Origin of the sequence: Campylobacter sp. MIT 21-1684, assembly GCF_026241315.1 — a bacterium.
GTDB lineage: Bacteria > Campylobacterota > Campylobacteria > Campylobacterales > Campylobacteraceae > Campylobacter_D.
Genome location: NZ_JAPHNA010000003.1, coordinates 86,442 through 102,203, shown reverse-complemented (window position 1 = coordinate 102,203; position 15,762 = coordinate 86,442). Strand labels below are relative to the sequence as shown.

Annotated in this window: 14 protein-coding genes; all 14 read left to right on the top strand. The window is 33.8% G+C overall.

The window, feature by feature from the left end; translation table 11 throughout:
- Positions 1-843 precede the first annotated feature (843 nt).
- The 14 genes from flgE to nuoH all read left to right on the top strand — a co-directional run bounded on the left by flgE (position 844) and on the right by nuoH (position 15,762).
- Positions 844-3,453 carry a flagellar hook protein FlgE gene (gene flgE, locus OQH62_RS02185; protein ID WP_266013195.1) on the top strand — a complete coding sequence of 870 codons (2,610 nt, stop codon included), beginning with the start codon at positions 844-846 and terminating at the stop codon, positions 3,451-3,453.
- A 312-nt stretch (positions 3,454-3,765) separates the two neighbouring features.
- On the top strand, positions 3,766-5,286 hold the full coding sequence (locus OQH62_RS02180; RefSeq protein ID WP_266013193.1) for an ABC transporter substrate-binding protein: 1,521 nt from the start codon (positions 3,766-3,768) through the stop codon (positions 5,284-5,286).
- Positions 5,286-6,218: an ABC transporter permease gene (locus OQH62_RS02175; RefSeq protein ID WP_266013190.1), complete on the top strand. Its 933-nt coding sequence runs from the start codon at positions 5,286-5,288 to the stop codon at positions 6,216-6,218. The genes OQH62_RS02180 and OQH62_RS02175 overlap by 1 nt, the downstream gene beginning before the upstream one ends.
- Position 6,219: 1 nt before the next feature.
- Complete coding sequence (locus OQH62_RS02170) at positions 6,220-7,011, top strand: ABC transporter permease (protein ID WP_266013188.1); 792 nt, start codon at positions 6,220-6,222, stop codon at positions 7,009-7,011.
- The gene (locus OQH62_RS02165) at positions 7,008-7,760 is read left to right on the top strand and encodes an ATP-binding cassette domain-containing protein (RefSeq protein ID WP_266013335.1); all 753 of its coding nucleotides are present in this window, start codon (positions 7,008-7,010) and stop codon (positions 7,758-7,760) included. The genes OQH62_RS02170 and OQH62_RS02165 overlap by 4 nt, the downstream gene beginning before the upstream one ends.
- Positions 7,744-8,409 (top strand): ATP-binding cassette domain-containing protein, encoded by a 666-nt coding sequence (locus OQH62_RS02160; protein ID WP_266013186.1) that lies wholly within the window; start codon positions 7,744-7,746, stop codon positions 8,407-8,409. Before OQH62_RS02165 ends, OQH62_RS02160 begins: the two co-directional genes overlap by 17 nt.
- A 98-nt stretch (positions 8,410-8,507) precedes the next feature.
- Positions 8,508-8,897: an NAD(P)H-quinone oxidoreductase subunit 3 gene (locus tag OQH62_RS02155; protein ID WP_266013184.1), complete on the top strand. Its 390-nt coding sequence runs from the start codon at positions 8,508-8,510 to the stop codon at positions 8,895-8,897.
- Complete coding sequence (locus tag OQH62_RS02150; protein ID WP_266013182.1) at positions 8,879-9,382, top strand: NuoB/complex I 20 kDa subunit family protein; 504 nt, start codon at positions 8,879-8,881, stop codon at positions 9,380-9,382. Before OQH62_RS02155 ends, OQH62_RS02150 begins: the two co-directional genes overlap by 19 nt.
- Positions 9,379-10,173, top strand: a complete 795-nt coding sequence (locus tag OQH62_RS02145) for an NADH-quinone oxidoreductase subunit C (RefSeq protein ID WP_266013180.1) — start codon at positions 9,379-9,381, stop codon at positions 10,171-10,173. The genes OQH62_RS02150 and OQH62_RS02145 overlap by 4 nt, the downstream gene beginning before the upstream one ends.
- Entirely contained in the window at positions 10,174-11,400 is a 1,227-nt protein-coding gene (gene nuoD, locus OQH62_RS02140) for an NADH dehydrogenase (quinone) subunit D (RefSeq protein WP_266013178.1), read from the top strand.
- Positions 11,397-11,624: an NADH-ubiquinone oxidoreductase subunit E family protein gene (locus tag OQH62_RS02135; RefSeq protein WP_266013176.1), complete on the top strand. Its 228-nt coding sequence runs from the start codon at positions 11,397-11,399 to the stop codon at positions 11,622-11,624. Before nuoD ends, OQH62_RS02135 begins: the two co-directional genes overlap by 4 nt.
- On the top strand, positions 11,621-12,331 hold the full coding sequence (locus OQH62_RS02130) for a hypothetical protein (protein WP_266013174.1): 711 nt from the start codon (positions 11,621-11,623) through the stop codon (positions 12,329-12,331). Before OQH62_RS02135 ends, OQH62_RS02130 begins: the two co-directional genes overlap by 4 nt.
- The gene (locus tag OQH62_RS02125) at positions 12,309-14,771 is read left to right on the top strand and encodes an NADH-quinone oxidoreductase subunit G (protein WP_266013172.1); all 2,463 of its coding nucleotides are present in this window, start codon (positions 12,309-12,311) and stop codon (positions 14,769-14,771) included. Before OQH62_RS02130 ends, OQH62_RS02125 begins: the two co-directional genes overlap by 23 nt.
- Positions 14,764-15,762, top strand: a complete 999-nt coding sequence (gene nuoH, locus OQH62_RS02120; RefSeq protein WP_266013170.1) for an NADH-quinone oxidoreductase subunit NuoH — start codon at positions 14,764-14,766, stop codon at positions 15,760-15,762. Before OQH62_RS02125 ends, nuoH begins: the two co-directional genes overlap by 8 nt.

Sequence of the window (15,762 nt, the reverse complement as noted above, 5' to 3'; positions counted from 1 at the left end):
TACAAAAAATGCTAACAAGGCAAATCCAGCGACAAATAAACCAATCATTCCAGCTCCTCAATTTTATTTAATACTTTAATTATCTTTTTTGTCATCACATACAAACTAATCAGCAATATTATAATTCCCAATACAATGCTTACACCTTGAAATATATCAATTTTTTGATAGTTTATAGTTGCGTAGCTAAAAATACCAAAAAGGGCAGTGGTAAATATAGCAACCAATGTGTTTAAAATTTCAAATGTTAATTTTGTTTCTCTTTTTTACTCATAGTAACATTATAACACAAATCTACCTTTATTTCTTTCCTATGCTACAAAGGCTCTCTTGCTAGATTGCTTTCTATACCTTGAGAGATTGTATTAAAAAAACCAAATTAAAATAGAGTAAAAAAGATAGATGAAATAAATTAGAACAAGAGGTAAAAAACTTGCCACAGAAAAAAATCTGCTTTTTTCTGCTCTAAAGATTCCAAATATGTATCTTATAACACAAAAATAGTAAAAGGAGAGAGTGAAAAAGAAAAAAATAGAATAATACAGAAATAGGCTGCACCTAAACCATTTGAACCTTTCATATTTTCATTTCGGTTGTAACGCATTTTTTACTATTGAATTTTACCCAATCTGTCTGTTATAAAGAATTCAAAATATTCACTAGCAAATACAACTTTTCAAAGATACACTTATAACAAAGTTACTTTATAACCAATAATCCCGTCTTTTTAGTAAAAATATATTAATTTTTTCAAAAAATACTTGTAGATTGTAAAAATTGGAATGAAACTTGCTTTTCATTTTCTAACGCATTTGCGAAGCAATATTTTAAAAAGGATTTACTATGATGAGATCACTTTGGTCTGGTGTAAGCGGACTTCAAGGACATCAAATTGCAATGGATGTTGAAGGAAATAATATTTCAAATGTAAACACCAGTGGTTATAAGTATTCTCGTGCTGATTTTGGCACTATATTCAGTCAAACTCAAAAAATTGCTACTGTTCCAACTGATGGCAGAGGTGGGCAAAATCCACTCCAAATAGGACTTGGTATGACGGTAAGCTCAACAACACGAATCCATTCTCAAGGTTCTGTACAAACTACAGATAAAAATACCGATGTAGCTATTAATGGAGATGGCTTTTTTATAGTGAGTGATGATGGGGGTTCAACAAGATATTTGACAAGAAATGGGGATTTTAAACTTGACGCTTTTGGAAATTTTGTAAATAATTCAGGTTTTGTTGTACAAGGTTGGAATATCAACTGGGATAGTCAAAGTATAGACAGCTCTCGTTCAGCACAGAATATTTTTATCGACCCGGGTATGCATATCCCAGCAGCTCAATCAACCGAAGTTTCAATCAAAGCAAATCTTAATAGCGGTGGCAATATAGGTACAAAAAGCACTCCCCTTTATGCTCTTGATTCTATTCACGGTTGGAATTCAAGGACAAGTGAAATCAAAGATGAAAATGATGAGGGTATAACTCAATTTTACACTACTTCAAAAAATTCGATAGAAGTTACAGAAAAAGGTATCGATGCAGCTTCACTTTTTAATAGTGCAGGCACAAGTCTTGGTCTAAGAGAAGGGCAGGGCATTTGGGTGAGTTATGCAGATGCGACTTTTGATACAAATGGAGTTGGTGTGAATGCCTTTGATGTCAATTTAGCTCAAAACCAAACAGCAGTTTTTTGGGGAAATTCTGATGATACAACCACGCTTGATATTACAATTAACGGTATGCGTATTCAAAACAATTCCATTCGTGGCATAGATAGTGCTATTGCTTTCATCAACACTTTTACTGCCCCAACAGACACAAGAAATGGGACAGGAGTAAGAGCGGTTAAAAGTGCTGATGGAAGTTCGATCAATTTTGTCAATGATAATTCAAATGGCACAACAGACAATATGAAAAACATCAATCTCACCGTTTTGCCTACTAACACAGCGGGTGAAGTATTTACTATTAACTATACAGCTCCTACACAAACCTTTAATTATGCAAATAAAACTCAAGTAAGTAATACTCAAGCGGGTGGTATTCCAGTGAACTCTGTAAGTATATGGACAGCTGATGGTGGTACTGCTAAAAATGGTTATACAAGAAATAATAATAGTAATGCAGTAGCAGGAGTTGGAAATGTACAAGTTATCACAGCCCATCAGTATGTTTATAGTTCAAGTCCTGTTACTCTTGATCCTATGAAAGATTTAAATGGCGGTCCAGCTTTTGTGGGAAATGGTGCAAATGCTCCAGTTGTTGGACAAAATGGTGCAACTCAAGCAGATCTCAATTTGTGGAATGCTGTAAATAGTGGTTCTTTGCTTAATACTACCGCAAGGACTTTTAGAACAACTGAGGATTTGCGTGAGCTTTTGCAAAGAGATGCAAGGTATGGGGTTGATTATAATGGAAGTGGAACTTTTGGAACAGATGATCTCAATTTTGGTGCTACTGTGGTGGTGAATGCAAGCGGAAATTTTGTCTTTGCAAATCCTGCAGGAGATACAACAACTCCTGCAGGTCTCATAGGAGCAAATGCTACTACCGTAGGTGCTAAAAATATGAGTTTTAATATCACAACTTTTAGCAATCAACAAGGCACAGTGAGTACAAATGAAGAATTTGTAAGAATTTTCAAAGGTTTTGATGGTCCTTTGACTGCTGGTGGGCAAACAAAGCAAAGTGAAATTTTAAAATTAAGCGCTTTTTCTGCTGGTCTTGAAGTCTTTGATTCCTTGGGCAGTAAGCATTCTTTGGAAGTACAATTTGTGAAAAAAACTACGACTCAAAATGGTGGGAATGAATGGCAAATGATTATCCGTGTTCCTGAGCCAGCTGAAATTAACACAAGCGGAGAAGGTCCTACAAACATTATTGTAGGAAGTGCAAGGTTTAACAATGATGGTTCTCTTGCCTCTTATACACCAAGAACAGTGAATTTTTCACCAAACAATGGAGCCGCACCAAATCAAGTTATAAGACTTTCTTTTGGAACAAGTGGAAGTAATGATGGGCTTGTAAGCTCAAATTCTGCTTCAGCTTTGACAAATCAAGCCACAGATGGATATACTTCAGGGAATCTCAAACCTGAAGCCTTACGTGTTGATGAGAAAGGAAATATTCTTGGTGAATTTACTAACGGAAAAGTTTTTGCTGTTGCAAAAATAGCAATGGGGAGTGTTGCAAATAATTCAGGACTTGAAGAAATAGGAAACAACCTTTTAAAACTTACCGCAAATAGTGGTGATCTTGTTGTAGGCGAAGCGGGTGTTGGTGGAAAAGGAGAGATGAAAACATCAGCCCTTGAAATGTCCAATGTGGATTTAAGCCGAAGTTTAACTGAACTTATCATCATACAAAGAGGTTATCAGGCAAATTCTAAGACTATTTCAACGAGTGATCAGATGTTGCAAACTCTGATTCAATTAAAACAATAAATTGTTTTTTAAAAATTAAAAATCATTCTTTTGAAAGAAATTTTGTTTCAACAAAATTTCTTTCTGAAAAGAAAAAAGCCAAAAACGAGTCTTTTAAAAAGCATATCCAAGAATGCTCAAAGTCTTGCTTTACAAGCCTATGAAAGTAGTTTTGTAATACCAGACTTAGGCTTGATGCCTTCAATTTGTTGCTAACCCGCTTTTTGCGGGTTGCAGTATAAGGTTTAGTTTCTGCAACATTTATCCCCATAGGGGGCTTGTATTCTTTTGAATTTTCTTTTATACTTTTTAGCAAAAAGAAAAGGAGTTTGAATGTTGCGTTTTCTTCTCTTAGTGCTCCCTTTTATACTTTATGCTAAGACACTTACTATTGCTGTGCCAAATCAAACAAGTCGTATTAACCCGCTCTTTAGCGAGGATCACGATTCGCTTATAGCTCTTGTTTTTTCAGGATTAACGCGCTTTGATGAGGAGATGAATCTTCAAGGGGATTTGGCTAAGAGTTGGAAAATAAGTAAAGATGGCTTAGAATATGAGTTGTATTTGCGTGAGGATGTGCTGTGGCACGATGGAGTACCCTTTAGTGCAAGTGATGTTGAATTTAGCCTTGAGGCTTTTAAGAATCCAAAGAACAATTCGTCTTTGTATGAGAACTTCAAATATATAAAAGAGATACAAATTCTCAATCCTTTCACGATAAAAATCACACTCTCACAACCCTACCCAGCTTTCTTAGACTCCTTAAGCGAAGGAATTCTCCCAAAGCATTTACTTGAAAATGAAAATTTAAACACTAGTGCCTTTAATCAAAATCCAATAGGCACAGGTCCATACAAATTCGTGCAGTGGAAAAAAGGTCAGTATTTGGAATTTGAGGCAAATGAAAGCTATCATTTAGCACAAGTACAAACCCAAAGGCTTATTGTAAAAGAACTCTTTGAACCCTCTGTGATAAGTGCAGAACTTAAAAATGGCAAACTCGATGCAGCTCTTGTTGATGTTTCTTTGTTAAATGCTTTTCAAAACGATTCCCGTTTTCGCGTTGTAAAGGAAAAATCAGCTGATTACCGTGCTTTGATGTTTAATTTAGACAATGAATTCTTACGTGATCCTCTTGTACGTCTTGCGTTGAATTATGCTATCGATAGGCAAGCCATAGTAAAGAATGTGTTGCATAATTATGGTTTTGCTGCTTCACAGCCTCTTGAAAATTCGTGGGCAAGTCCTGATTCTTTTGAAAAATTTGATTATGACATACAAAAGAGTCAAGACTTACTTCAAAAGGCTGGTTTTAGTAAAAATGCACAAGGAGAGTATGAAAAAGACGGGAGACTTTTCGAATTTAGCATCTATGCTATGAGTAATGAGCCTTTACGAGTTATTTTAGCTGGAATTTTGCAAGGTGAGTTTGCAAAACTTGGTGTACGCACTATAGTTGTGCCAAAACCTTCGGGGAGTTTTGATTATTCAATCGTTGATAGCTTTGTTATAGGTTGGGGAAGTCCGCAAGATCCTGATTTACATACCTATAGAGTCTTTTCGAGCTCTCAAGATTCTAAGATTAATGCAAATGGTTGGAATTTTGGACATTATCACAATAAACAAGTCGATACAGCTTTAGAAAAAGCTAGAACTTCTTTAGATACAGAACAAAGAAAGAAATACTACGCTGAATTTATACACGCTTTGCATAAAGATCCGCCTTTTCTTTTTCTTGTATATTTAGACTTTGCTTTAGTACATCAAGCTAATATAGAAGGCATAAAACCGCGTCTTTTAGGACATCACGGAATGGGTTTTACTTGGAATATTTATGAGTGGAGAAAGAGGTAGTGCTTCAAAGGCTTTTTTATATTTGTTTTATTGCTTTTTTCAGCACTTTTTTATGTTTTATGATGCTGTCTTTTTCAAAAGGTAGCGTGGCATTTGCAAGCCGAACAAATGCTGTAAGTTTAGAATTTAAACAAAGGATAGAGCACAATCTTGGACTTGATGAATCTTTATTACATCAGTATTCAACTTGGCTTTTAAAAGCTTTTAAAGGTGATTTTGGTGTGTCTTTATTGAGTGGAGAGAGTGTAAGTTTGCTTTTGAAGGAACATATAGGAAAGACTTTTATTTTAAGTTTTTTTTCTTTAGCACTTTTGTTTGTTTTCAGTCTTGCTCTTGCTCTTTTAGGGTATTTTTATAGAGAAACTTGGCTTGAAAAATGTATCACTTTTCTTACTTTTAGTTTCTTTGCTTTGCCTCCTTTTGCTCTGTCTTTGCTTGCTATTCTTTGTTTTGGTGTTTTATGGAAAATACTGCCTGTTTCAGGAGCAAGTGATATAGGTTTTGAAAACGATCTTTTCAACCGCTTTTTGCATTTGATTTTGCCAAGTGCTGTACTTGTTTTGTCGCATTTAGCGCTATTTTTGCGAGTGGCACGAACGAGTATTAATGAGAGTTTTGGTCATATTTTTACCTTAAATTTGTACGCACGAGGTTTAAAGGAAAGTTCTATCTATCTTTTGGTTTTAAAACACGCTTTAAATCCTATAATAGCGTATTTTGGTGCAAATGCTTTAAGTTTTATGATGAATGCTTATATTGTGGAATCTGTTTTTTCTTATGGTGGAATTGGGACATTATTTGTGCAGAGTATCCTTTTCAAAGATATTCCTGTGGTATTGTGTTTAGTATTTTTTAGTGTTGTTATAACAAGTTTTTTTACTTTGAGTGCTGATGTACTTTGCAAGATGATTAATCCCACTTTAAAAATATAATATGAGCATACGTTTTTTCTTCATTTTAGGTCCCTGTTTTCTTTTAATTCTTCTTGCACTTTTAGCTCCTGTCATCGCTCCTTTTTCTGTAAATGCTACTGATTTAAACGCCTTGCATTTGGCTCCAAATGGAAAGCAAATTCTAGGTACAGATTTTTTTGGACGCGATCTTTTTTCCAGACTGCTTTTTGCCCTAAGAAATTCCCTTTTTATAGGGATAGCAAGTTCTTTTTTAACCCTACTTTTTGCTTGTGCTTATGTTTTGCTTGCACGTCTGTGTTTTTATAGTTTTTTTATGCGAATTTTAGATCTTTGCCTTGCTTTGCCTTTTTTGCTTCTGTTGATGTTTTTTCAAAGTTTTTTTGAATCGAGTGCTTTGAAAATGATTGTTCTCATTGCTTTGGCACATTGGAGTTTTGTAGCCAAAGTAGTGGAAAGTGAGATGAAAAAAAATGAGAATTTAGATTTTTACAAAGCTGCTTTAGTGCTCGGGGCTTCAAAAACAAAACTTTTTTTTAAGGATTTGCTGCCAAGCTGCTTGTCATTGCTTTTTGTGCTTTTTTTGTTTCATATTGTACATTCTATCAATACAGAAGCAACTTTGAGTTTTTTTGGTTTGGGACTTGGCTTTGAAATTCCTAGTTTAGGTACTTTGCTTAGTGATTCTCAAAGGGCTGTTTTTATAGGAGCGTGGTGGATGATACTTTTTCCTCTTTTAATCCTTTTAATCCTTATTTTACCTTTACTATGGCTTGCCAATTCTTTACAAAAAATATGGGGTATGAGGGTATGAAAATTCAAAACCTCTCTTTAAGTTTTAGAGGTACAACATTGTTAGAAAAAATTTCTTTTTCTGTGAAAAAAGGTGAGGTTGTTGCTCTTTTGGGTGAAAGCGGATCGGGAAAAAGTCTTTTGTTAAAAGCTTTAGCAAGGCTTTTAAATTCTAATTTTCATCTTAGAGCTGATACATTTTGTGTTGAAGAAAAAAAGGTTTTAGAACTTTCAAAAAGTCAGTTGCGTGTTTTAAGAAGTGAGCTTGCTTTAATTTTACAAGATGCGCAGTTAAGCCTCTATCCTTATCTTGATGTGGGAGCTTTATTTCATTTGCTTTTAAAAACGCACACAAATTTGAATACAAAAGAGCGCAAACGAAAGGCTTTTGAATGTTTAGAAAGTTTAGGTTTTGCAGAATTAGAGCTTTTATGGCATTCTTATGTTTTTGAACTCAGCGTTGGTATGGCAAGACGCGTTAGTTTAGCCCTTGCTTTAGTGTGTGAGCCTAAGTTTTTACTTTGCGATGAAATCACTTCTTCTTTAGATGAGGAAAATACAAAAAAAATTGTACAAATTCTTAAAAATATAAAAGCAAATAAAGCTTGTATATTTGCTACTCACGATTTGAAAATAGCAAAAGAATTAAGCGATAGAGTCTTAGTACTACAACAAGGCACAATACTCCATAATATGAACACCTGTGATTTTTTTCAACAAGACACTTTTTATAGTCGTTTGTATAAGGAATTGTATGTTAGAAGTGAATAATCTTAGTAAAATTTATGAAATGCGAAAACATTGGTATTGTAAAAAAGAACAACGAGTGGTTTTTGAAAAGATTAACTTTACTCTCAAAAGTGGAGAAAATTTAATGTTGCTTGGCAAGAGTGGTGCTGGAAAAAGTACTTTAGCACGAATTCTGTGTTTTTTAGAAACCCCAAGCACAGGCAAGGTTTTGTATAAACAAAAGAATATCCACAAATTAGAAGCACGAATGCAAAAGAAAATACGTCAAGAAATCCAATATATCTTTCAAGATCAAAAACTTGCTTTAAATCCTTATAGAAAAGTCCATTCCTTACTTCTTGATGGCTTTGACAATTTTGCTTTGCCTAAAGATGAAGGATGCATAAATACTTTCTTTGATATTTTTCAATTACCAAAAAAAATTCTCCAACAAAAGCCTTTAGAATTAAGCGGCGGGGAGGCTATGAGAGTAGGGCTTATTAGAGCTTTACTTCTGCAACCATCTGTATTAATTTTAGATGAGTTAAGTTCTTCTCTTGATATAAAAAATGTGTGTGAGATTGTACAATTTTTGAAAAATTATCAAAGCAAACAGAGAATTTCTTATATTTTTATCACTCATCAAAGCGAATTTTTTGAGAATTTTTCTTGTTATAAAATCAAACTTTAATTTAAAATTATTTTATAATTAAGTTTTTATAGAGGAAAATTAAAGTAGAATATTCACAGACAGCGAATGCAAAGTTTAGCTTCAAACAAGGAGTATCAATGACTCATACGGTTGAATCACACCCTTATTTCGGTATATTTTTAATGTTGGTTTTTGCAAGTGCTATTTTTTTTCTCTTAACCTTTATAGCTTCCAAGATTGGCAATAGTTTAGCTTCCAAAAATCGTAGAAAATTAGGGCTTGGGGCATATGAGTGTGGTCCTATTCCAGTAAAACAAGCAAATAAAATCAATTCACAATTTTTTATCGTTGCTTTAATTTTTATTTTACTTGATATTGAAGTTGTATTTTTATTCCCTTGGGCTTTAATTTTTAAAGATTTAGGTTGGTTTGGGCTTTTAGAAATTTTTGTTTTTATCGTGCTTTTAGGCATAGGCTTTTTATACGCATATAAAAAAGGAGCATTTCAATGGCAGAGCATCAGGTGAGTTATGCAAGCGGTTTGCCTGTGGTTTTAACTACAGTCGATAAACTTGTGCAATGGGGTAGGAGTAATTCTTTATGGGCTTTAACATATGGTTTAGCCTGTTGTGCGATTGAAATGATGGCAGCTGGTGGTTCAAGGTATGATTTTGATAGGTTTGGTACTATTTTTCGTGCAAGTCCTAGACATTCTGAAGTGATGATAATAGCTGGTACGCTTTGCAAAAAGCATGCCGAATTTACACGAAGACTCTATGATCAAATGCCTGATCCAAAATGGGTTATTTCTATGGGAAGTTGTGCTAATACGGGTGGTATGTTTAATACCTACTCTACAGTTCAAGGTGTTGATAGGATTATTCCTGTTGATGTTTATGTACCCGGTTGCGCCCCACGTCCTGAAAGTTTTCAATTTGCCTTGATGATTTTGCAGAAAAAAATTCGTAAGCAAAAAGCAAGTCGTAAAATACTTCCAAAAAGGCTAGTGTGATGAGACGGTATGCAGACAAGAAAAATGCCCAACTTCAAAATTATTATAAAGACAGATTTTATCACGCTCCTCAAGTTGCAAGAGTTGTGATAGAAGGCAGTCAGTTTGAAGAGGATTTTCAAATTCTCAAAAATTCCATTACTCTTATCGACTCTTTTATCGAGCTTGATTTTTGGGTGATTGAAATTGCAAAAGAGGACAATGTCAGCACTTTAAAAGCATTAAAAGAACTAGGATATTGTTCTTTTACTGAAGCAAGCGCTCTTGATTTTATAGAAAGTAAAAATGGTTTTGAAGTGTTCTACCAGCTTTTAAATTTGCAAAAAAGAGCAAGAGTAAGAGTGAAAACCTTTGTGGGTATGAAAGAGAGATTGCAAAGTATAAGTCATATATTTAAAGGTGCAAATTGGAGTGAAAGAGAGATGTATGATATGTTTGGAATCTTCATTATCAATCATCCAAATTTGAAAAGAATTTTAATGCCTGATGATTGGTATGGACATCCTCTTTTAAAAAGCTATCCTTTAAAAGGTGATGAATTTGCGCAGTGGTATGAGATTGATAAAATTTTTGGAAAAGAATACAGAAAAGTAGTTGGACCAGAGCAAAGAGATCCCGGTTTTGTTGATGACAAAGATTCCTCACATTTTTCGCGAATTTATCACGAAGTTGAAAAAGGCGCACAGCAGCAAGAGCTTTCATTTAAACAGGAATATCAAGAGGAAGAAGGCGTTGTTTTTGTTAAAAAAGCAAAGAGAGAAGAAGCAAAAATTTTAGAGAAGAGACCTTAAATGCAAATTCCTAGTAAATTAAAACCTTATTATGAAAATGTCGTTTTTGAGCGCGAAGACTCAAAGATGATACTTAATCTTGGACCACAACATCCTTCGGCACACGGGAATTTACGTCTTGTGTTAGAGCTTGATGGTGAACAGGTGGTTAAAGCAAGACCTATGATAGGCTATATGCATCGTGGTATGGAAAAAATGGCTGAAAATATGATTTATCAAGAATTTATTCCTACAACAGACAGAATGGATTATATCGCCGCTTCTGCAAATAATTATGCTTACTGCGCTGCTGTTGAAAAACTTTGCGGTTTAGAAATTCCACGACGAGCTGCTGTCATACGAATGATACTTTTGGAACTTAACCGCATAGCCTCTCATTTGCTTTGGCTTGCAACTCACGCACTTGATATAGGTGCTATGACTGTATTTTTATATTGTTTTAGAGAACGTGAGTATGTGCTTGATTTGATAGAAAAATATTGTGGGGCAAGACTGACACATTCTTCAATGAGAATAGGTGGGGTTATGCTTGATTTGCCTGAAGGTTTTTTGAACGAACTTTTAGCTTTTTGTGAAAAATTTCCAAAAGATATTCAAGATTATGAAAATCTTCTTGATGATAATAGAATTTGGCGTTTAAGAACAGAGAATGTCGGTGTTGTAAGCAAAGAACAAGCTTTAAATTGGGGTTGTAGCGGAGTTATTTTAAGGGCTTGTGGAGTGCGCTATGATTTACGCAAAGAAGAGCCTTATCTTCTTTATAATGAGGTTGATTTTGGCGTACCTTATGCTACGCAAGGAGATTCCTATGCAAGGTATAAAGTATATATGCAAGAATTTCGAGAAAGCCTTTCTATACTAAAACAGTGTGCAGTACTTTACAAAGATACACCTTTAGAGCTTTTATCAAATCATCCTGAATATGTAAGTGCTTCAAAAGAGCAGATTCTTACGCAAAATTATTCTTTAATGCAGCATTTCGTATTAATTACTCAAGGTTTAAAACCTCCAAAAGGCGAAGTGTATGTGCCTACTGAAAGTCCAAAAGGTGAGCTTGGCTTTTTTATTCATTCAGATGGCAACAGCAGACCTTACAGGCTAAAGGCAAGAACGCCGAGTTTTTGGCACTGTGCTTTTTGCGAAGAAATGCTTGTAGGTGCTTATTTAGCTGATGTTATTGCTATTTTGGGAAATATTAATATTGTTTTAGGTGAGATTGACAGATGAGACGTGTAGATTTGCGAAAGAGCAAAGATCTTTTTGTGGATTTGGCACAAATTATTAAAGAAGCTTACAATGGTGAGGTTTTGGTAGTGCTTTTTGAAATAGGTGATTTTTCAAGTGTTGAAAGAAGTTTTAGTTTTGTGAAAGAGCAAAACTGCGAACTTTTGAATTCTTTAAAATTTAATCAAGTCGATTGGACTATAGTAATCAAAAAGGTAGTACAATGATTTATGAAAGAGCATTGTGCTGTGTTGATATGTTGAGTTTAAAAAACCCTTTACTCTGTCAGAAAATCGCTCCAAGCTGTGTTAATATCTCGTGTTTAGAAGACAGAAAGCTTAAAGCAAAACATTATAAATGTGAAATTGCAAGCATTAGTTTTGTTTTAGCTTTGCTGTGTAAAATGACAGGAGAGAGTGAATTTAAAGATTTAGATGAAGGATATTTAAGCGCTGAATCGTGTTTTGGTGAAGAAGAAGCAGATGAAATTATAGACTTTTTGTATAAAGCAGAATATATTATTATAGATGAGAATATTGCTTTTCATAAAGATAGTGAAAATATAAAGTATTGTTTGCATTTTTTAAGTGAAAAATTCGCCTTGACAATCCTTAATACTCAAGAATTGCAATGTGATTTTAAAACAGCGCGTTCTACAAAGCTTAAAGAGCTTGACAATTACGATGGTTTAGTACTTTTCAAAGCAAATTTGCAAGATGAAGCTCTTCATTGTTCAAAGCAGTTTTTACAGCTTTCTAAATGTAAAAATGAAAGCACGGTAGAGCTTTCTTCTAAAGATTTTAGTTTGAAAACTACCTTGCTTTTAGATGAAAATTTGCAAGGTACAATAGGTTTTTTGCATTATGAAAATCAAGGCTATGATTTTAATCAAATTCGCATAAAGGAAGCAAATGATAATTACAATAAATGGTAAAGAATGTGATTTTGAAGATGGCGAATATATTTTAAACATAGCGAGAAGAAATGACATTTTCATTCCCGCAATCTGTTATCTCAATGGCTGTAGCCCGACTTTGGCTTGTCGTATGTGTATGGTAGAGGCTGATGGAAAAAAAGTTTATTCGTGTAACACTAAAGCGAAAGACAAAATGGTTGTAGAGAGTGATTTGCGGAATTTGTGGGATGAGAGAGATGAAATAATGAGTGCTTATTGTATCAATCATCCTTTAGAATGTGGAGTATGTGATAAATCAGGTGAATGTGAGTTGCAAAATTTTACCCATAAAGCGAGAGTGAATGTGCAGAAATATTGGGTAAGAGACACACACAAACCACACCAACATTGGGGTTTTATTAACTATGATCCAGCTTTATGTATAGTTTGCGAAAGATGTGTTACTGTTTGTAAAGACAAAATAGGTGAAAGTGCTTTAAAAACAACTCCAAGAGGAGGTGATGGAGTTGATAATGTTTTTAAAGAAAGTATGGGAAAAGATGCTTATGCTATTTGGACTAAATTTCAAAAAAGTTTAATTGCTCCTGCAAATGGCGAAGTTCTTGATTGTTCTTTCTGTGGAGAATGTACGAGCGTGTGCCCGACAGGAGCTTTAATAGGTTTAAAATTCCAATACACTTCAAATATTTGGGAACTTAAAAGAATTCCAGCTTCAAATCCGCATTCAAGTGATTGTGAATTAATGTATTATGACATTAAGCAAACGAGTATTACAAATCAAAGTCCAAAAATTTACAGAGTAAGCAATGATTTTGCCTTTGCAAGTTTAAATAAGGCTGCGAGATTTGGCTTTGATACGCAAAATGAGGCAAGCAAAGACGCAATAGCTTTTGAAAAATTAGTAGCTTTGTTGAAGGAAAAAGAAATTACAAATATAAAATTTAACAGTTTCATTACAAATGAAGAAGCTTTAATATTGCAAAATCTTAAAACAAAATATGACCTCCATTTGATAAACAATGAGGCTTTAAAATTTCAAGAATTTTTAGATGAATTTATCGCAAATGCCGGAGAGTTTTATAATGCTACAAGTGATGATGTGCTTGAAAGTGATTTTTTAGTGGTAGCAGGAACCCTTTTACGTTATGATGCGCCAACTCTTAGTTATAAAATAAATAATGCTTTGGTAATGAATAAGGGTTCGGGTTTGTATTTTCATCCTCTTCACGATAGCGGAGTGGAAAAATACTCAAAAAATTTTATTTCACACACTCATAAAAGTGGAATTGAAGAAGAAATATTATATTTTTTATTACAAAAGTTTAGCAATGACGAAACGATAAAAGCGGCTTTAAGTGAATTTTTCTTTACTGAAAATAAGGAAGTAGAAGAGAGTGTTAATGAAGAACTTACAGAACTAGTAAATGAAAAAGATGAGCAGGGTAATGAAATTCAAAAAGAAGTTAAAAAAGTCGTTACGAAAAAAATAAAGAAAAATAGAGAAATATTGCGTTCAAAATTTGCAAAAAATTTAGGAATTAATGAAGATAAACTAGAAGATTTATTGCTAAAGAAAACGAAATTTACTTTTGTTGTGGGAAGCGATTTTTACTTTCACAAGAATGCAAAAAAACTTGCTAAACTTTTAGCTTTGATACAAAAAACAACTGCTTTCAAAGTATTTTTCAATCCAACCTTTACAAATACTTTAGGTGTAGCACTTCTTTGTGATTTGGCACATCATCCTAAAGAAGGCAAGATTCTAGGTTATAATGAACAAGGTGATTTTAGCTTTTCATATGAACACAATGCTGATTTGGCAAGTTCAAGTTTAAACCAGCAAGAAGGAAGTTTTGTCAATTATGATAAAAGAGTAGTTCCTACTAATGCAGCCCTTGAATTTGATGGATATTTCTTAAATGATCTTGCGAATGCTTTAGGTTTTAATGAAGAATACACGATCAATTACACAAAAAAACTTCCTACAAATAAAGGTTTTATCGCCGTTGATTTTGATAATTTAGACAACTATTATACGAATGGGGGTAAGAATCAAAGAGGGTATCTTTTGCATTTAGACTGTTTCAAACAGGAAGCTAAAGCAGAATTTGAAGCTCCAAATTCGCAAACTCTTGAAGAAAATTCAAATGAAATTTTACTTTATAGCGCAAATCCAAGTTACCAGTTTGGAAGGTTTTCAAATCGTGCAAGTGCTTTAAAAGAAGAGCTTTTTTTAGGTATCAGTGAAACCATAGCAAAAGAAAAGAAATTAGAAGAAAATCAGCGAGTAAAACTTGGTATGAAAGAGAAAACTTTAGAGCTTTGTATTCGTATTGACAAGGATATTAAAAATGGAGCCTATTTGCCTTATTTTGATGAAAAAACCGATACTTTAAGTTTGTTTGAAGAAAGATTTACTCTTGCAACAATACAAAAAGTAGGAGCAAATAATGAGTGAATTTGGCTTTTTTGCTTTGGAAACATTTATAAAATGTTTGATAGTTCTTGCTGTTTTTGCTACTTTAGCAGGTTTTGCTACTTATGCCGAAAGAAAAGTTTTAGCATATTTTCAAAGACGAATAGGTCCTGATATGGTAGGTCCTTTTGGACTTATTCAGCTTGTAGCCGATATGATAAAGCTTTTTACAAAAGAAGACATTATACCTTATAATTCTCAAAAACTTATTTTTGCTCTTGCTCCTCTTATCGCAGCAATTTGTGCCTTTGTTTCTTTAGCTGCTATCCCTATGCTTCCTACTTTTACACTTTTTGGCAGGATTATTGAGCCTATTATCGCTGATATTAACGTGGCTTTGCTTTTTGTTATCGGTACTTCCGGATTGAGTTTTTATGCTGTGTTTTTAGGTGGGCTTGCGAGTAATAATAAATATTCAATCATAGGAGCTGCAAGAAGTTTAGTAGCTATTATTTCTTATGAGAGTGTTGGAGCTTTAGCCTTAGTAGCTGTGGTGATGCTTGTTGGTTCCTTTTCTTTAATTGATATAAATGAATATCAAAATGATGGATTTTTTTCTTGGCTTATTTTTAAGCAGCCTTTAGCTTTTGTACTTTTTGTTATAGCTCTTTTCATAGAGACAAATAGAACTCCGTTATGTTTAAGTGAAAATGAGGCCGATATTGTTTCAGGTTATGGTACAGAATATTCAGGGTTTCGATGGGCTTTGTTTTTTATAGGCGAATACACTTCTATGATGGCAGGCGCTATCTTAATAACTCTTTTATTTTTAGGTGGTTTTAATGATTTTTGGATAATACCCGGTTTTATTATGATGATAGTAAAATCAAGTTTTATTTTCTTTTGGTATTTTTGGGCAAGAGCTGCATTTCCGCAATTACGTCCTGATCAGGTGATGAAAATGTGCTATATGATTTTACTGCCCCTTGCTGTACTCAATCTCTTGCTTACAGCTTTAGCAGTACTTATTTAG